This window comes from Nonlabens ulvanivorans, from assembly GCF_000732625.1.
In the GTDB taxonomy this organism is placed as follows: domain Bacteria; phylum Bacteroidota; class Bacteroidia; order Flavobacteriales; family Flavobacteriaceae; genus Nonlabens; species Nonlabens ulvanivorans.
The window spans coordinates 479,053-497,048 of the sequence record NZ_JPJI01000032.1; the positions used below are offsets into that span (position 1 = coordinate 479,053).

Sequence of the window (17,996 nt, forward strand, 5' to 3'; positions counted from 1 at the left end):
AACTCATTATATTTACGGCTATGAATTGGTTAGATATTGTTATTTGTATTGTTTTATTGATAGGCCTTTGGAAGGGCTATCTCAACGGTTTTTTTGTAGAGCTTACATCTTTACTCGCTTTAATTGCGGCAATTTACGGCTCTATTTATTTCTCAAATTATGCAGGAGACTGGTTGCGCAAACAATTTGAATGGGAAGAAACCTATATTACGATAGCTAGCTTTATCATCACTTTTGTCGTTATCATATTTGTAATAAGCTACGTAGGTAAGCTGATTACTAAATTAATGAAAACTGCAAAATTGGGCTTTTTGAATAAACTAGCTGGTGGTGCTTTTGGACTTATAAAAATGGCTTTTCTTGCAAGCGTTATATTAATGTTTATAAAAACTGCCTCTGGTGAATTTAATCTTTTAGGAGATCAAACTACCGAAGACAGCTTAGTTTATGAACACATAGAGCCACTAGCACCTTTTTTGCTTCCTAAAATTCTTGCAGAAGCTGATCGCGTAGATCGTAGGATAAGAGGTGATAGAGATGAGAATGAGACACCAATAGATTCTACAAACACATCTGGCAACTTCTAAAACAGAACACTTAAAGATCTGATAAAGGAAGCTTTTTTGCTTTATAATCCAGTTTAAAGAATTCTACAAAACTTTCAGGATTAGTAACATTACCACGTTGAGAGATTAGATCAATGGTGATATTTCTGTCCTTAGCTTTATGAGAGAAATCCTCTAGAATCTCTATAATATCATTATCTAAATAAACTGTCTTAGTCACGTCTAGTTCAAGTACAGAGTTTTCAGGAATCTTATCTAGTTCTTTAAGGATGGTTGCTTTATTGAAAAAGGTAACCTCTTCAGCTAGGGTCATTTTTATTTTTCCATCATTTACATCTTCACCTTCTTTGTGCAAGAAATGTGAATTTTGAAAACTTTTAATTAAGGTAATAAAAATCCCTACTACGAGTCCGATCCCTATTCCCCATAACAAGTCTTTAAATATAATCCCTAAAATAGTTACTATAAAAGGTACCCATTGCTTCCAGCCCAGGCTAAACATTTGTTTAAATGTAGAAGGCTTTGCAAGTTTAAAACCAACAATAAAAAGAATAGCCGCAAGAACAGATAGTGGAATTTTATTGAGTAACGTAGGAATTAAGATAACTGCTATCAATAAGAAAAAACCGTGAATTATAGCAGATAGTTTTGTTTTACCACCTGATTGAATATTAGCAGAACTACGGACAATAACCTGAGTGATAGGTAATCCACCTATCAGACCCGATAGGATGTTACCTGTACCTTGTGCAAATAACTCTCTGTTAGTCGGAGTTACATTCTTTTCAGGATCTAACTTATCGGTAGCTTCTACACATAACAGAGTCTCTAATGATGCTACTAAGGCAATAGTAAATCCTGTTATCCAAACTTCTGTTTTGCCAAGAGAAGAAAAATTAGGAAAACTGAATTGTCCTAAGAAGCTATCAAAATCTTTAGGTACTGGAACTTTTACTAAGTGATCTTGAGTAATTGCAAGCGAAGAATCTTTAGTGAATAAGTAGAATACTATTCCTATCACAACGGCAACTAATGGACCTTGAATTAAAGTAAACAATTTACCTTTCTTAGATAATATATTGGACCACAGTAGTAAAATAGCCATAGCAATAATAGCTACAACCGTCGCTCCGATACTAATGTTACCACTTATTAATGCATTAAAAGCCTTAAGAAGCTCTGTTAAAGTATTTTCCCCATCCAGCTGTAAGAAAGCAAAATCACCTTCTGGATCTTCATCCATTCCAAAAAAATGAGGGATTTGCTTTAAAATAATAATGATTCCTATACCGGTCAACATACCTTTAATCACAGAAGACGGAAAAAAGTAACCAATGATACCTAATTTACCAATACCGAATAGTATTTGAATAACTCCTCCTATTACTACAGCTACTAAGAAGTTTTCATAACCCATGGTAGTAATGGCTGTCATTACTATAGCTGCTAGCCCAGCTGCAGGACCGCTTACACCTATTTGAGAACCACTAAGAGAACCTACAACGATACCTCCTATAATTCCAGCAATCATTCCTGCAAATGGTGGTGCACCACTAGCTAATGCAATACCTAGACATAAAGGTAGAGCCACAAAAAATACTACGACACTTGCCGGTATATCCTTAGATAAATATTTAAACATTATTCTTTATTATTAATTAATAGTAACACTATCAACTAATGTATAAAGAAAAAACGACAAAAGAGTTAACCTGTAAACAAAAGAAACAGTTCACTGTACTGAATAAGTAAATATGAATTAGAGCTTTTTAATTGTTTCTAAAGTTACCCATGCTTTACTACCGTTTTCTAAAGAGATTCTTGCCCAATCATTGAACTCTTCTAGCACCTCAACTTTTGTTCCTTCATGAATCACAAAACTTGCTGAGCTAGACTGCTTAGGTTCTTCTCTTGCAGTAAACTCTGCAGCATATACGATAGCATACTGCTGATTATCCAAGTTATTTTGAGCATAAAAACCTATTATTATTGTAGTAATTACCCCAATAGCAAATAATAACATTAATAGAAAAAACAACCTTTTCTTACCAGCTGTTTGAGAATAATGATATAGTACAAATAGAAGTATAGAAATGATTAATAGAATAATGCTTAAATATGCCCATTCATCAATGGTTAAAGAACTGGCAACTGAACTTGCTTTAGACTCAAATTCATTTTCTGGTAAGCTCTCTACTGCATCAATACGCATTTGCTTTGCAAATTGTAAATTATTTAAAACATCTTCATTACTAGGATCTAACATTAATGCCTTTTCATAATTATAAATAGCTGGTCCTACCTGATTAAGTTTATAATAGGAATTACCGAGATTATAATAAACGTCAACACTGTGAACATCAGTTTTAAGTATCTCCTCATAATTTGAGATAGCCATTTGATAATTCTCAGCCGTGTAGGCTTGATTAGCTTTAGCAAAATGATCATCTACTTCACTACCTTGACCACTTACGATAAGTGTCATCAACAAAAACAAAAAGCTTGTCATCCACTTCATAATTAGCGTTTTAATTGTTTATCGATTTCATTAATGACTTTACTAGCTTTTTCAAAGTCTTGTTGCATACCACTATCTGAGGAAGGTGTGTATCTAGCAAATTCACAACTGGCTAGCAATTCTACAAATTCCTTATTAGTTTCTACCGTTGCACCACGCTGTAATAATAACTCACTAACTCTATCCTTAGACATTTCGGCAGTTTGAATATTGAGCTTTGATTTTAAATAATTGTGTAATGACTTTTCTAATGAGATATAAAACTGATCATGATTTCCTAAGTTTTTCTTTGCAGCACTTAAATATTTTTTACTTAATCTATTTGCAGTTTTCAATCGATTTCCAATAACATCGCTAGCAATAGCTTCTTGTTTGCGTCTTACTAATAAGGCGAGAGGAATTAATAATAATGAACCACTTATAACAACCCAATAAGGTGTTGAATTAAAGAAATAGGTTGATTCTTTATCTATAAAATCAGTAGATGTTTTGATAAAAGCAAATTGCGCATCGTTGCTTATAAAATTTTTATTAGCGCCGGTAGAATTATTAACTGCAGTATTAGAGCCAGATGCTGGCGCAGGACCATTAACTTCAATAAGAGTTTCTCCACTATTAAGAGTTATAAAAGTTTCTTTTTTGGGGTCAAAATAAGAGAACTCAACCGGTGGCAATATGTACTTCCCACCATATTGCGGCACTATTACATAGGTATCGCTTATAGTTCCTTTCATTCCAGAAATACTAGTTTTAACATCATTGCCACGCTCTGGCTCATAAGCTTCAAGACTTTGAGGAACTTTAAGTTTAGGCAATTCCATTAATTTTAAATTTCCAGTTCCGCCCACTTTTACAACGGCGTTTAAACTTTCTCCAGCATCTAACTGCGCTTTATCAAGTTCCACCTTAAATTTAAAATCACCTACAGCTCCCGTATAACTTGCTGGACGTCCGGCTGTCGGAATGGACTTAACGTTTATTTTTCTACTTCCTGCACTTACTGTTTTTGAAACCGTTTTAAAAACTGTTCTACCAAAAAAGTCTCGCCTATTAGTCGGTACTTCTACATTAATATCTAAGGTTAGAGGCTCAATAACTAATTCGCCAGTTTTCTGTGGATAAAGAACCACTTCTCTTAATTGTAAATAACGATACGGTTGACCTAGATAATTACCGTTTTTAACTTGAGCATTACGATTATCAATATTCAAAGACCAAAAATCTGGATACTTTGGGCTATCAATTTCATTCCATCCACTTACTCCAGTGTTATTTGCCACATACAGTTTGTAAACCACTTTAATAGGTTCATTAAGATATGGATTTGCTTTTGAAACCTCAGCGACTAGGTGAATATCAGTATCTGCTGTAATCTCTTGACTATTTGCATCTTTAGGATCATCAACAGCACCATTGATAGCGATTTGAAAAGGGACTGTTTTATACTCAGCTCCTTCAAACTCCATAACAGCCTGTTTAATAGTAACCTTTCCTGTCTTATTAGGCTTTAAAATGTAACTATAAGATTTACTCATGCTACTTTTACCATTTACCCATTGTTGAGAAAATGATTGAATAGGACCACTAACTACTTGAAAACCTTCAAAATTAGGTGGCGTAAAATTATCTCCTGCTACATTCATCTTAAACTCTACACGCACGCGTTCATTTATAGCAATTTTATCACGTGTAGGTGTTGCTGTAAATTCTACTTGAGCCATACTGGTCCAGCCAGTTATGATTAACAAACAGAAAATGATTAAATGTCTCATATTACCAGTCTTTCTCTGTTTTAACGCTTTTGCCTTGAGCCTTTTTTGCGTTTACTTTTTCTTGAATCTTTTGTTCTTCATTAGACATCGCCTCTAACAATTGTCTTGCTTGCTGCGGCGTTAATTTACCTTCAACACGCTGTGGTTGCTGTCCTTGATTTTGTTCCTTAGGTTTACCATCACCATTCTCTCCTTCACTATTCTCTCCTTTATCACTTTCTTTTTGATCGCCTTTATCGCCTTCTTGATCTTTACCGTCTTTCTCGTTCTGATCACCTTCATTATCACCATCACTATTCTCATCCTTATCACCTTCTTTATTATCTTGATCCTTATCTTGATCTTGATCATCATTGCCTCCACCGCCACCGCCGCCATTTTTCTCTTTCTCTTGTTTTGCAAGGGCAAGGTTATAGCGAGTTTCATCGTCTGTAGGGTCATTGCGCAAGGCGTTTTTATAGGCCTCTACAGCTTCATCATATTGCTTATTTTCTAAAAAAGAGTTCCCTAGATTATGATAAATCTTGTGCTTTTCTTCTTTACTTGTAGATGCCTCGGCAGCCTTTTTATAATTCTCTACAGAGTTGAATTTTTTATCGTTGTTATAATATAGCGTACCTAAGTTATAACTAGCTTCTGCTGCGCCAGGTTTAAGTGCAGTGGCCTTGCGATAAGATGCTTCTGCTTGATTAAAATCGCCTTCAGCTGTATATTCTTGAGCTTCTGCAACAGCTGTATCATATGCCTTGTCTAATTCTTTGTTTTGTTGTGCTTTCGCGAAAGCGAGACCTAACAAGCTCAATGCAACCACACAGATAATATGTTTATGACTATTACTCATTGAAAAGGTTTAATTTTTTAAGCCACGCCGTTTTTTTCTCTAAATAAAAGATATCTAAAAATAAAAAGAACAATCCAAAGCCCAGAAACCATTGAAATTGAGATTCAAAATCTGCGTACTGCTGTGATTCAAATTCAACTTTATCAATACCTGAGAGTTCTTCTTTTAATTTTTCAATTACGCTAGCGGTTACTGTACCATCGATATAAACCCCATTACCTACACTTGCTATTTCTTCTAGCGTTTCAGAATTAAGTCTGGTTATAACGGTGTTACCATCTCTATCTTTTTTAAATTCACGTACAATACCATTGCGTTTAATAGGAATGGTTCCACCTTTTTCAGTACCTACTCCTATGGTAATGATACGTATTCCATTTTCTGCAGCTGCCTCAGCATAATCTAGAGCTTCTCCTTCATGATCCTCACCATCAGATATGATGACGAGCACTTTTGAAGCTTCAGTATCTTCACTATAATAACTTTCTGCTAGTTGTATCGCCTCTGCAATGGCTGTACCTTGACTAGAAACTAGATCTGTATTCATAGATTGCAAAAACATTTTTGCGCTACTATAGTCTGTGGTAATAGGCAATTGTGGCACGGCAGATCCTGCATAAGCGATTAATCCTATACGATCACTAGCTAGGTTATTAATAATTTGAGTTACTAGTTGTTGTGATTTTTCTAGACGACTAGGTGCAATATCCTCAGCAAGCATCGATTTGGAAATATCTACTGCAAACACGATGTCAACGCCTTCTCTTTTAACGGTTTCTATTTTTGTTCCAGCCTTGAGATTGACTAATGCGATTACCAAAAACAAAATTCCTACACTAATAGTGACTAGTTTTAAGATAGGCTTGAACCAAGAACGATCTGGAATTAAATGAGAAAGCATATGTTTTTCTGCATACTTGCGCTGCGCTCTATAACGCCAGTATGATAAAAATATAAATAGCAATACTAGCACCGGAATGATGCATAGTAGCCAAAAGTATATTTTCTCTTCTAATAGATACATAATATTGTTTTCTGAAGTTTAAGCAACCGTTCTAAAAATAGTGTAGCGCAATAGCATTTCTAGCCCTAAAAATCCTAATGCGATGAGCACAAGGATTCTATATTTTTCTTCAGTATTTATAAATTTAAACTCTTCTATTTCTGTCTTTTCTAGCTTGTCTATTTCTCCATAGATTTCCTCAAGCTTCTTATTGTTAGTCGCTCTAAAATATTTACCACCGGTATCTGCAGCGATTTGCTTCATTAAATCTTCATCAATTTCTACTGGCATCATCGCCATACGAAATTTATTTTTACCTATTTGCGCAACTGGTGATGGCGCATTACCGTTAGTACCAATTCCTATCGTGTACACCTTAATATCGTACTCTAGTGCTAGTTCACTTGCAATTTTAGGGTCTATAAATCCACTATTATTAACTCCATCAGTCATTAAAATAATAACCTTACTTAATGCTTCACTGTCTTTTAATCTATTGACTGCCGTGGCTAGTCCCATACCAATTGCAGTTCCGTTTTCTAACACACCGTCAAATGCTATTTCATTAATGGCTCTTAACGAGATCATTTCATCTGTAGTAATGGGCGTTTTAGTATAACTTTCTCCTGCATATACTACTACTCCTATTCGATCATTGGGCCTACCTTTAATAAAGTCTGCTGCAACCTTTTTAGTAGCTTCTAATCGATTAGGTTTTAAATCTTCGGCTAGCATACTTGCACTAACATCTACGGCCAGCACAATATCTATACCTTCAGTTTTTTTAGTCTTTGTAGTAACATCGGTAGTTTGTGGCCTTGCTAAAGCGGTAATAATTAATGCGAGTACAATCAATCTCAATATAAAAAGTAAAGGACGCAAATTTGCTAACCAAGAGGTCTCTACTTTAAAACCCTTCAAACTAGAGATTTGAACTTGAGCTTGCTGTCTACGATGTGTCCAGAGATACCATGCAATTGCAACTGGTATAGCCAGCAATAACCAGAACATTTGCGGATCTAGAAACTCGATACTATTAAACCAGTTTATCATTTACCTGATTGTTTTTTAGAATTTTCAATTTTTGCAATCTCAATAGAACTTAGGATACGTTCTTTAATCAAACGACCATACTCTCTAAATTTATCCTCTTCCTCATCTTCTAAGTGAGTTACAAAAATTTGTTGCATTCCACTATTTTCATTAAAAATCCATAGGTCATACTCATATATCGAGCCTTCAAAATCAAAGGTTCCTGAAAACTCCAGCCCTTTCATTCCTTTATGCTCTAACTCGTTATCTAGCATAACAATATTAGTCGCTCCATCTTGTTCCAGACCACTAGTAACAGGACCGATTAAGTTTTGCGCATTAAGTTCATTAAGCTGTGCACCTTCTTTAAATAAATATGTAGATACTGTAATGGTCAGATCATCGCCATCTTCACCTAATTGAAAGTTATCAAATGCACCTACATATTGAGAAAGCTCTTCGGGAAGTTTATCCTCATCTGTACGCACTAATATATCTGGAGTGGTAATAGCTACTTCTGGAACACCATAACCCGATCGCAACCAGTCCTGCTCATAATAATCGCGTAACTCGTTTCCTAGTATCTTATCCTTAACATTATTTGCTCCTTCAATATAAATCCAACTACCTAACGCAATTATTATCGTAATTAAAGCTAATCCTGCACCTAGCGCAATTTTTTTAGCTTGCGCTTTCAATTCTTGCTTTCTTCTATATTTTGCATCCATCATCAACTCCTCTTCAGTAGGTGGTGGTAGTACCTGATGAATGTTATAGATAATATCGGTTGTGTGCAATCGATCTTCTTTTGCAGTAATGGCATCTGGTGCGACACCAGCAAATTTTACAAGATCTGCTCTTTCTAATATTTCTTTAAGTCGAGTCTCTGTCGTTGATGTAATGTTCATACCACGATCAACCATAACTGTTTTAAGTTCACCTAATAATTGTCCTGTTGTGCTCTCTAAAGCATGTCCATATACCTTAGAGTCAATATATTTTCTAATAATATAAGTCAACTCTGTATAGAATTCTTTAGAGCGTTTTTGCTCTAACAACTGCTGTTCATCTAGTTTTGATAAACGATATCTAGTCCATTCATAAGGCTGTAATGTTTCCTCATAGGTTTTCTTTTCACGCTTTCGCGTAAGCAGATATATAAGACCACCTAGTGGTAAAAGCAATAGCAGCCACCATAACCAGCTCCAGTCAGTAGGTCTTGTGTCTGGTATATCGATAGCTGGCTTTATGTCAAACATTTTTTGTTTTGCAGTATCCACTTGTACCTCGCGAACTTTTACAATTATGGAATCCGAAAATATTTTAGCCTCGTTTTTAAGAATGCTTAATTGTGGAACATAATAATCACCAGAATCCCATTGAGTAATCCCATATTGTTTAAATAATCTCAATCGATCATTTTCACGTATTGTGTCTACTGGATAAGACTCTATAACTTCTAACTGACCAAATTTTGCCTGTTCTGGAAAAACAATTAAATCTGTACTTGTAGCATCTACGGTAATACCTAGTTTCACCTCTTCACCCATTAGTATTTCATTACGATCAACAGTAGTTTGTACTGGCTGTTGAGCTAATAGTTGGGTCATGCTTAAAAACCCGAAAAAGAATATTTGAATCAATTGCTTCATCGTGTTTTAAAATATCCTAATAATTTCTTTGTGTAACTTTCTTTCGTTTCTAGATCAATAGCTCCACTATCTGACTTAGTAAACGCATTTTTAAAATAGTTTGCGCACTCTAGGTGATGCGCCGCATATTTATTACGTATAGATTTTGAACTGGTATTTACCATTTGACTTTTACCAGACTCTTGATCTTTAAATTGAACTAGTCCTATATTAGGCATTTCGGCTTCTCTCTGATCATATACACGCACACCAGTGACATCATGCTTGCGTCCTATAATCTTTAAAGTTCTATCATAATCTGTTGCCATAAAATCTGACATTACAAATACAATAGCTTTTTTCTTTAAAACACCTGCCATAAACTCTAGTGCACCACCTATGTTAGTTGTCTTATGTTGAGGCTCAAATTCAAGTAATTCTCTAATAATTCTCAGAATGTATGACTTCCCTTTTTTAGGCGGTAAAAACAATTCAACTTGGTCAGAAAACAATAGCAACCCGACTTTATCATTATTTTGTAATGCACTAAACGCTAATGTTGCACAAAGTTCAGTGATAATTTCTTTCTTGATTTGCTCTTGTGTACCAAAAAGTGTTGATCCACTCACATCGGCAACCAACATGAGTGTAAGTTCACGTTCCTCTTCAAAAACTTTAATAAATGGCTCACTGTATTTTGCCGTTACATTCCAGTCTATATTTCTTACGTCGTCACCATATTGATACTTGCGCACTTCACTAAAAGTCATACCACGACCTTTGAACGCACTATGGTACTCGCCACCAAAAACAGCATCACTTAGTCGACGTGTTTTGATTTCGATTTTACGGACTTTTTTAAGAAGTTCTTTAGTATCCACTATTGAAATGGGTGGTGATTATTGATTAATGATAATATGTTTATAATCTGACCAAGACTATACGCTAACTCACCACTAGTTCAAATGGTGATTACTGTTTTAATAATTAAAATTATATATCTATGGTACTTCTATCGTATTCACGATTTTATTGACAATATCTTCAGTAGTAAAGTTTTCTGCCTCGGCTTCATAGGTGATCCCAATACGATGACGTAATACATCTAATACTACAGCACGCACATCTTCTGGCACTACATATCCACGACGTTTGATAAACGCATAACATTTTGCAGCTTTAGCAAGGTTAATAGATCCACGAGGTGAAGCCCCAAAACTGATAAGTGGTTTTAAATCATGTAAACCGTAGTTTTCTGGATAACGCGTTGCAAATATGATATCTAGAATATATTTCTCAATTTTCTCATCCATGTAGACAATTTCAACGGCTTCTTGAGCACGCAAAATTTGATCTATGCTAACAACCGCATTAGGCTCAGGAAAATCTTTTTTAAGATTAGCACGCATAATGAACTGCTCATCTGCAATGGTAGGATAGTCAATTACCGTTTTTAACATAAAACGATCCATTTGCGCCTCTGGCAATGGATAAGTACCTTCTTGATCTACTGGATTTTGTGTTGCCATTACTAAAAATGGTCGTTGCAATGGAAAAGTAGTATCACCTATCGTAACTTGCTTTTCTTGCATAGCCTCTAGTAGTGCACTTTGCACTTTTGCTGGCGCACGGTTAATCTCATCTGCAAGAACAAAATTTGCAAAAACGGGTCCTTTTTTAATATTGAACTCGCCATCCTTCATGTTATAGATTAAAGTCCCCACTACATCTGCAGGAAGTAAATCTGGAGTAAACTGAATTCTTGAGAACGAACCACTAACTGCCTTAGATAATGTAGTAATGGCTAGTGTTTTTGCTAGACCAGGCACTCCTTCTAATAAAATATGTCCACGACCTAATAAACCTATAAGCAATCGTTCTACCATGTATTGCTGGCCTACAATCACCTTATTCATTTCATTAACCAATAAGTCTACAAATTGACTTTCTTGGGCTATTTTTTCATTGATACTTGCTATATCGATAGCGGTATTTTGTTGATCCATAAGTGATGTACTATTACATTCAATCTAACTCGCAAATTGTAGTTTTCTTATCATGTATGCTGTTAATCGTGCGTTAAAAATGCATAAAAAATCGTAAAAATTTAAGAATAATATCAAATTCAAACAGATACCAAGCAAATTGTAGGATAAATAAGAGAAAAGTAGGACTGATTAAGTAATAAGAGTGTGTGAATTACGCTTTCGCGGAAGCGTACTCAAACCTAACTATTGCTTATTTTTGTACAAAGTACTCGCAATGAAAACAGTATTAATCACAGGTGCCACCAGCGGTATAGGACTCGCAACAGCTATAACACTAGCCGAAAATGGATTTGCCATCGTATTATGTGGAAGAAACACGATAAAACTAGCAGAACTTAAAGAAGAATTAAGTGCGGTTGTACCGGTAGAAACATTAGCATTTGATGTGCGTGATAAAGATATGGTTGCTTCTCAAATAGCAAGCTTAAAAGCACCTTTTAATGAAATAGATATCTTAATCAACAACGCAGGAAATGCCCATGGTCTAGATCCTATTGATAAAGGTAGTATCGATGATTGGGATGCGATGATGGATATTAATGTTAAAGGACTGCTTTACGTTAGTAATGTAATTATTCCTCAAATGCGAGACAGAAAACGTGGGCAAATCATCAACATAGGTTCGACTGCAGGAAAAGAAGTATACCCTAACGGTAATGTTTATTGTGGCTCTAAACATGCTGTAGACGCCATTACTACTGGCATGCGATTAGATTTAAACCCTTATAACATACGTGTCGGCGCTGTAAACCCAGGATTGGTTGAGACTAACTTTAGTGAGGTGCGGTTTAAAGGAGATTCTGAAAGAGCCGATAAAGTATATCAAGGATACCTAGCGTTACAAGCCCAAGATATTGCTGATGTTATTTTATTTGCCGTAACCAGACCTGCGCATGTAAATATTGCAGACTTAACAGTTATGTGTACTGCGCAAGCCAGTAGTACTGTGTTGAAGAAAGAGTTATAGAAAAAACTATTTCAATAAATTACCTATTACCATCATGAGAAAAACATTGTTAATTCTGACTTCATTGACAATACTATTTTCTTGCTCTAATATTTTAAATATTAATGGACTTGAAGTAAATAAAGGACTTAATAAAAGTTATAGAGAAAGTAAAGAATCTATACTAGGTATTTTCACTAATAAAGAATATGAAGAAATTAAAAGTTCCATTCAAAAATCTTTAAATACAGTAATTCCTGATGGAAAATCTATTATAATTCATTACGAGCAAGCCGGTGAAAACTGCCTTCTTGCTGATGCTGATAGCACGAGTATTTCTATAGTTGCAGATAATGGAAAAAGAATTTCTAATAGAATGAGTAAATCTTATAATGCTGTGGACTTCTTTATATATACTGAAGATTCTTTTTTCAAAAACATTTATGAATCAAAATATTACTACCAACAAGATCAAGGGTTTTTTAAAAGTTATATTTTTACTAAGCAAAAAAATTGTTCAGGTTTTTTTATATTAAAACCGGATGGTGAATTTATGATTTACTATGGTGAAGATTATTTTACGGAAGTTGAAAATTTCTTTAATTCAAAGTTGATTATTAAACCTAATGAAAAGTAAATTATGCTTATTACATTGTACAATTTTGGACTAGTTACTTAATATCAAAACTAATTTTGTAACTCTGGTTTTTAATATAAACTTTCCCTTATTAAAGAAAAACAAGCATGAGTTTTAGATAATGTAATATTTATTATTAGTAGGACCAACAAAAGCAAAGTTTAGAATTACTTAATCACTTTTTAATAATAAACGAGTCTCTTGTTGACCTATTCCAGCAGCATGAAGATATAGATAAGGTGTGCCTAGCACTATCAAATATAGCGATGCTAAAATGGTTATATTAAAAATGCCGCAGTACGCCACAAAATTCCGATTTTTGCTCAAACACTTACCACAATTATATGTACCCATTAAGACGTAATAGAAGATTAAGAACAAACAACGCTATAAGATCAATGGTTCAAGAGACCATAATATCACCTAATGATTTTATCGTTCCTCTGTTTATAGTAGAAGGAACTGGTATAAAGGAAGAAATCGCCTCTATGCCAGATTACTATCGTTATAGTCTAGATTTACTTAAAGAAGAAGTAAAAACGCTATGGTCTATGGGATTGAAAAGTGTGTTGCTTTTTGTAAAAGTTCCCGACAATCTAAAAGACAATAAAGGAACTGAAGCTATTAATGCAAATGGTTTGATGCAACGCGCTATTAAAACAGTCAAAGATGTAGCGCCAGATATGTATGTTATGACAGATGTTGCATTGGATCCTTTTTCAAGTTATGGCCATGATGGTATAGTAGAAAACGGTGAGATTCTAAATGATGAAACTGCTGAAGTGCTGGCTCAAATGAGCGTCTCACATGCACAGGCTGGAGCAGATATGGTAGCGCCTAGCGACATGATGGATGGACGTATTCTTTATATACGTGAAGCTCTAGAAGAAGAAGGTTTTAAAAATACAGGAATCATGAGTTATAGCGCAAAGTATGCTAGCGCTTTTTATGGACCTTTTAGAGATGCACTGGATAGCGCGCCTGGTTTTGGAGATAAAAAAACCTATCAGATGGATCCTGCAAACCGTAGTGAAGCCATAAGAGAAACACTCATGGATATCGATGAAGGAGCAGACATAGTTATGGTAAAACCAGGATTGTGTTATCTAGATATCGTGCGTGATTTAAAAAACGAAGTTGAAGTTCCTATTAGTGTTTATCAAGTGAGTGGTGAGTATGCGATGCTTAAAGCTGCGGCAGAAAAAGGCTGGTTGAACCACGACGCCGTGATGATGGAACAAGTCACTGCCATTAAAAGAGCTGGAGCTGATCTTATAGCGAGTTATTTTGCTAAAGATGTAGTTAAATTACTAGGTTAAAAATTGTTGATTAACTTTACAAAAAACTATTCATGGGATTACTCCTTATTTACGCAACAGTTTCGATTTTCTTTTCCTTTCTCTGCTCTATTCTAGAAGCGGTATTATTGAGTATTACTGGTACTTTTATGAAAGTAAAAGGTCAAGAAGGTGCTTCCTATATTCCAGCATTAAAAGAACTTAAAAAAGATGTGGACAAACCACTTATTGCCATTCTGACTTTAAATACGCTTGCTCATACGGTAGGAGCAATTCTAGTAGGTGTTCAAGCAGAAAATATGGTAAGTGGTAGTGGATATGACAGCAGTTATTTTGGGATACCATTTGTTGGGATTGTATCGGGTATCATGACCGTTTTAATTCTTGTAGTGTCTGAAATCATTCCTAAGACGATTGGGGCGACTTACTGGCAAAGCCTTGCTGGTTTTACGACTACAGCATTAAATATCATGATTTTTCCATTAAAATGGTTAGGAATTTTATGGGTATTACAATTAACCACTAAAGCCATTGGTAAAAGCGCTCACATGAACACCATGACTCGTGAAGATTTTATTGCCATTACAGATACAGCAGAGAAAGAAGGCGTTTTTGACCCATCAGAAGGTCAGTATATCAAAAGCCTTATGAACTTTAATCAGATTGAAGTTAAAGACGTGATGACGCCACGATCAGTCATGTTTATGGCGCCGCAGTCTATGAAGATTAAAGATTTCTTTAAAGAAAATCAGGAATTGCGATTCTCTCGTATTCCCGTTTTTGGGACTAATAGAGATGACATTAAAGGATACGTACTTAAAGATCATATTCTAGAAGATATTATACACGATAAACCAGCAGAAACACTTGAAGATTTACGTCGCGAAATTTCTATGGTACCTGCAAATATGCCTATCCCACAATTATTTGAAAAAATGATTGCTACTAAAGAACATATGGCACTAGCCGTAGATGATTATGGTAGCGTACAAGGTGTCGTTACTATGGAAGATGTCATAGAAACCATGCTAGGATTAGAAATTATGGATGAAAGTGATAATGTTGAAGACATGCAGCAATTAGCACGTAAAAATTGGGAAAAAAGATCTAAATCTCTTGGTTTAGAAAATCCAGAACAAGATTCAAATTTATAGGTCTCATGAAAAAAGCCATTCTCCTTCTTACTATTTTATTGGGAATTACAAGCATGGCTCAACAAACTAATGTGAAAGGTGCATTTCTAGAAAAGTGGAATAATTCAAAAGAATATCTCGTCGCTATTGCACAAGCAATGCCTGAAGATAAATACGACTTCAAGCCTACGAAACGTCAAATGAGTTTTAAAACTCAATTGATACATATTGAAGGCAACATGAAATGGCTGGGCACAACTTACTTTAATCTAGAAACTGTAGGAGAACCAGAAGACCTATCTGATTTATCTAAAGAAGATCTCATTATTGCCCTGCAATCTAGATTTGACGATATATATAATGCTGTAAAAGCTATGGATGCTGGAAAGTTTGAAGAAGTTGTCGAATTTTATGCTGGACCTAAATCTAGATTACAAATTCTTAACTTATTGCAAGATCATGTTACACATCATCGTGGTCAACTTATTGTATATCTCAACATGTGTAATGTAGACTTACCTAGATATAGTGGATGGTAGTTAGTTGATAACCTCAGCATCAATCATATACTGTACTATAGCTTCTTTCATTAATAAAGACTGTTCTCCTGCTTTTAGCGGCGGCAAATTCTCTTTTACGATATAATGTGGCCATTTATCATCATCAAAATGCGAGAATTCATAATAGCCATAAGGTTCTAGAACACGACATATCGCAATGTGCATGAGTTGGTATTTCTCATCTTTCTGAAACTTACGATGCAGCTGTCCCAATTCTTGAACTCCTATCATGAACAATATAGCATCTATATCCATTTGTTCTCCATCACTGAATCGCTCTTGAAAAAAGGCAACTGTCTGTGCCCATCGTTCCTTTAATTGTTCATCTCTGCTCATGCTGTAAAAGTACGATGTGTGTTGGGATTATGCTTTCGCGAAAGCGTAATATTTTAAAGCTTTTACAGCACACCAACAATTGCTATTAATGAAAAATGCCGCTCTACATAAGTAAAACGGCATTGTGATTAATAAGACAGTTGCTATTTATTCATCAAGTCTTCAATTTCTTCAATTTCAATAGGTATGTCACGCATTAAATTAAATGGTTCACCACTGCTATTGATAACTACGTCATCTTCTAGTCTAATTCCAAAACCTTCTTCTGGCAAATAGATACCTGGTTCTACAGTAAAGACATTACCGGCTTGCATAGGTTCCCATAATATACCGTAATCGTGAGTATCTAATCCCATATGATGAGATGTTCCATGCATGAAATATTTCTTATAAGCTGGCCAGTCCGGATTTTCGTTCTGCACATCCGTTTTATCAAGTAGACCTAGACCTATTAACTCACTAGTCATTATTTTACCTACCTCAACATGGTATTCTTTCCAGAGCGTTCCTGGAACCAGCATTTTGGTAGCTTCATTCTTGACTCTAAGAACCGCATTATAAACATCTTTTTGACGGTCTGTATAACGCCCGTTTACAGGAATGGTTCTAGACATATCACTTGCATAGTTTGCATATTGCGCACCTGCATCGATCAGAATTAAATCGCCGTCTTTACACTCTTGATTATTCTCTATATAGTGTAATACGTTTGCATTATTACCACTCGCGATAATCGGTGTATAAGCAAACCCGTCGCTGCGTCTTCTTATAAACTCATGTAAAAACTCTGCTTCTAGGTCAAACTCCATGACACCAGGTTTAGTAAACTCTAGAACCCGACGAAAACCAGTATTTGTAATGTCGCAAGCTTGTTGTAATAAATCTATTTCTATCTGATCTTTTACAGCACGCAAGCGTTGTAAAATAGGAGCTGATTTTGCATAATTATGTGCTGGATATTGCGCTTTAGTCTTTTTAATGAAACGATCTTCACGTGACTCCATTTCAACAGCCTGACGGTAGTGCTCATTAGTATTGAAATAAATCGTGTCGCATTGGGTCATCATTTCAAAAAACTTCTTGTCAAAATCATTTAACCAATAAACAGTTTTAATACCCGATACTTCAGTCGCGCGTTCTTTAGTCAGCTTCTCGCCTTCCCATATGGCGATGTGCTCATTAGTCTCTGTAACAAACAATACCTCACGATGCGCTGGGTCTGGGCTATCTGGAAATAATACTAAAATGGTATTTTCTTGATCTGCACCACTTAGATAGAAAATATCTCGATGCTGCTTAAATGGCATTGTGCTGTCTGCGCCTGTTGTAAAAATATCGTTTGAATTAAATACGGCTAGACTCGATGGCTTCATTTTGGCCATAAAGTTTTTGCGGTTTTTAATAAAGAGTTTAGGATCTATAGGATGATATTTCATAATTCAATTTGTTGTAAATAGTGGTAGTAAACTCGTTTTAAAGCATTTGTATTAAAGTACTTTAAAGCGGCTAGCAAGATACCAATGCTTCAAGAGATAGCAAAGGTTTACAGAAATCTATAACATTTAATGTTAAGGTCTTCTCTTACGCTTTTTTTGATTTTTCAAAAAAGTAACTACGAGCAGTAAAATAGCAACTAATACAATTCCGATGATAACATATCTAGCAACTTCCATAA

At 35.2% G+C, this 17,996-nt stretch carries 17 protein-coding genes; 6 read left to right on the plus strand and 11 right to left on the minus strand.

Going from position 1 to position 17,996, the window contains the following annotated elements; translation table 11 throughout:
- Positions 1 to 20 precede the first annotated feature (20 nt).
- Positions 21 to 587 (plus strand): CvpA family protein, encoded by a 567-nt coding sequence (locus IL45_RS09295; protein WP_036583114.1) that lies wholly within the window; start codon positions 21 to 23, stop codon positions 585 to 587.
- A 10-nt stretch (positions 588 to 597) separates the two neighbouring features.
- Here IL45_RS09295 and IL45_RS09300 read toward each other — a convergent pair whose 3' ends face one another.
- The 9 genes from IL45_RS09300 to IL45_RS09340 form a co-directional block, all read right to left on the minus strand.
- Entirely contained in the window at positions 598 to 2,208 is a 1,611-nt protein-coding gene (locus tag IL45_RS09300) for a SulP family inorganic anion transporter (RefSeq protein WP_036583116.1), read from the minus strand.
- A 117-nt stretch (positions 2,209 to 2,325) separates the two neighbouring features.
- Positions 2,326 to 3,084, minus strand: a complete 759-nt coding sequence (locus IL45_RS09305; protein WP_036583126.1) for an SH3 domain-containing protein — start codon at positions 3,082 to 3,084, stop codon at positions 2,326 to 2,328.
- 2 nt (positions 3,085 to 3,086) lie between these two features.
- A complete protein-coding gene (locus IL45_RS09310; RefSeq protein WP_036583128.1) occupies positions 3,087 to 4,856 on the minus strand; it encodes a BatD family protein in 1,770 nt (589 codons plus the stop codon).
- Between the two features lies 1 nt (position 4,857).
- A complete protein-coding gene (locus tag IL45_RS09315; RefSeq protein ID WP_036583131.1) occupies positions 4,858 to 5,697 on the minus strand; it encodes a tetratricopeptide repeat protein in 840 nt (279 codons plus the stop codon).
- Entirely contained in the window at positions 5,690 to 6,721 is a 1,032-nt protein-coding gene (locus tag IL45_RS09320; protein ID WP_036583134.1) for a VWA domain-containing protein, read from the minus strand. The genes IL45_RS09315 and IL45_RS09320 overlap by 8 nt, the downstream gene beginning before the upstream one ends.
- Positions 6,722 to 6,739: 18 nt before the next feature.
- Positions 6,740 to 7,753 carry a vWA domain-containing protein gene (locus tag IL45_RS09325; protein WP_036583136.1) on the minus strand — a complete coding sequence of 338 codons (1,014 nt, stop codon included), beginning with the start codon at positions 7,751 to 7,753 and terminating at the stop codon, positions 6,740 to 6,742.
- Positions 7,750 to 9,384 (minus strand): hypothetical protein, encoded by a 1,635-nt coding sequence (locus IL45_RS09330; protein WP_036583138.1) that lies wholly within the window; start codon positions 9,382 to 9,384, stop codon positions 7,750 to 7,752. Before IL45_RS09330 ends, IL45_RS09325 begins: the two co-directional genes overlap by 4 nt.
- Positions 9,381 to 10,244 carry a DUF58 domain-containing protein gene (locus tag IL45_RS09335; protein WP_036583140.1) on the minus strand — a complete coding sequence of 288 codons (864 nt, stop codon included), beginning with the start codon at positions 10,242 to 10,244 and terminating at the stop codon, positions 9,381 to 9,383. Before IL45_RS09335 ends, IL45_RS09330 begins: the two co-directional genes overlap by 4 nt.
- 120 nt (positions 10,245 to 10,364) lie before the next feature.
- On the minus strand, positions 10,365 to 11,369 hold the full coding sequence (locus tag IL45_RS09340; RefSeq protein WP_036583142.1) for an AAA family ATPase: 1,005 nt from the start codon (positions 11,367 to 11,369) through the stop codon (positions 10,365 to 10,367).
- Positions 11,370 to 11,625: 256 nt separating this feature from the next.
- On the opposite strand from IL45_RS09340, the gene IL45_RS09345 reads away from it, so the two are divergent.
- The 5 genes from IL45_RS09345 (at position 11,626) to IL45_RS09365 (ending at position 15,964) form a co-directional block, all read left to right on the plus strand.
- On the plus strand, positions 11,626 to 12,378 hold the full coding sequence (locus IL45_RS09345; RefSeq protein WP_036583143.1) for an SDR family NAD(P)-dependent oxidoreductase: 753 nt from the start codon (positions 11,626 to 11,628) through the stop codon (positions 12,376 to 12,378).
- A 34-nt stretch (positions 12,379 to 12,412) separates the two neighbouring features.
- Positions 12,413 to 12,994, plus strand: a complete 582-nt coding sequence (locus IL45_RS09350; protein WP_036583144.1) for a hypothetical protein — start codon at positions 12,413 to 12,415, stop codon at positions 12,992 to 12,994.
- A 344-nt stretch (positions 12,995 to 13,338) separates the two neighbouring features.
- Entirely contained in the window at positions 13,339 to 14,313 is a 975-nt protein-coding gene (gene hemB, locus IL45_RS09355) for a porphobilinogen synthase (RefSeq protein ID WP_036583146.1), read from the plus strand.
- A gap of 32 nt (positions 14,314 to 14,345) precedes the next feature.
- Positions 14,346 to 15,446 (plus strand): CNNM domain-containing protein, encoded by a 1,101-nt coding sequence (locus IL45_RS09360; RefSeq protein WP_036583148.1) that lies wholly within the window; start codon positions 14,346 to 14,348, stop codon positions 15,444 to 15,446.
- 5 nt (positions 15,447 to 15,451) lie between these two features.
- Positions 15,452 to 15,964: a DinB family protein gene (locus IL45_RS09365; protein WP_036583150.1), complete on the plus strand. Its 513-nt coding sequence runs from the start codon at positions 15,452 to 15,454 to the stop codon at positions 15,962 to 15,964.
- On the opposite strand, the gene IL45_RS09370 is transcribed toward IL45_RS09365, so the two are convergent.
- Both IL45_RS09370 and IL45_RS09375 read right to left on the minus strand, forming a co-directional pair.
- The gene (locus tag IL45_RS09370; protein WP_036583154.1) at positions 15,965 to 16,321 is read right to left on the minus strand and encodes a hypothetical protein; all 357 of its coding nucleotides are present in this window, start codon (positions 16,319 to 16,321) and stop codon (positions 15,965 to 15,967) included.
- A 143-nt stretch (positions 16,322 to 16,464) separates the two neighbouring features.
- A complete protein-coding gene (locus IL45_RS09375) occupies positions 16,465 to 17,757 on the minus strand; it encodes an aminopeptidase P family protein (RefSeq protein WP_036583157.1) in 1,293 nt (430 codons plus the stop codon).
- Positions 17,758 to 17,996 lie beyond the last annotated feature (239 nt).

Excerpts from the sequence above, each read along its gene's own strand:
- IL45_RS09295 (WP_036583114.1), top strand. The coding sequence starts at position 21 with ATGAATTGGTTAGATATTGTTATTTGTATTGTTTTATTGATAGGCCTT.
- IL45_RS09300 (WP_036583116.1), bottom strand. The coding sequence starts at position 2,208 with ATGTTTAAATATTTATCTAAGGATATACCGGCAAGTGTCGTAGTATTT.
- IL45_RS09305 (WP_036583126.1), bottom strand. The coding sequence starts at position 3,084 with ATGAAGTGGATGACAAGCTTTTTGTTTTTGTTGATGACACTTATCGTA.
- IL45_RS09310 (WP_036583128.1), bottom strand. The coding sequence starts at position 4,856 with ATGAGACATTTAATCATTTTCTGTTTGTTAATCATAACTGGCTGGACC.
- IL45_RS09315 (WP_036583131.1), bottom strand. The coding sequence starts at position 5,697 with ATGAGTAATAGTCATAAACATATTATCTGTGTGGTTGCATTGAGCTTG.
- IL45_RS09320 (WP_036583134.1), bottom strand. The coding sequence starts at position 6,721 with ATGTATCTATTAGAAGAGAAAATATACTTTTGGCTACTATGCATCATT.
- IL45_RS09325 (WP_036583136.1), bottom strand. The coding sequence starts at position 7,753 with ATGATAAACTGGTTTAATAGTATCGAGTTTCTAGATCCGCAAATGTTC.
- IL45_RS09330 (WP_036583138.1), bottom strand. The coding sequence starts at position 9,384 with ATGAAGCAATTGATTCAAATATTCTTTTTCGGGTTTTTAAGCATGACC.
- IL45_RS09340 (WP_036583142.1), bottom strand. The coding sequence starts at position 11,369 with ATGGATCAACAAAATACCGCTATCGATATAGCAAGTATCAATGAAAAA.
- IL45_RS09345 (WP_036583143.1), top strand. The coding sequence starts at position 11,626 with ATGAAAACAGTATTAATCACAGGTGCCACCAGCGGTATAGGACTCGCA.
- IL45_RS09350 (WP_036583144.1), top strand. The coding sequence starts at position 12,413 with ATGAGAAAAACATTGTTAATTCTGACTTCATTGACAATACTATTTTCT.
- hemB (WP_036583146.1), top strand. The coding sequence starts at position 13,339 with ATGTACCCATTAAGACGTAATAGAAGATTAAGAACAAACAACGCTATA.
- IL45_RS09360 (WP_036583148.1), top strand. The coding sequence starts at position 14,346 with ATGGGATTACTCCTTATTTACGCAACAGTTTCGATTTTCTTTTCCTTT.
- IL45_RS09365 (WP_036583150.1), top strand. The coding sequence starts at position 15,452 with ATGAAAAAAGCCATTCTCCTTCTTACTATTTTATTGGGAATTACAAGC.
- IL45_RS09370 (WP_036583154.1), bottom strand. The coding sequence starts at position 16,321 with ATGAGCAGAGATGAACAATTAAAGGAACGATGGGCACAGACAGTTGCC.
- IL45_RS09375 (WP_036583157.1), bottom strand. The coding sequence starts at position 17,757 with ATGAAATATCATCCTATAGATCCTAAACTCTTTATTAAAAACCGCAAA.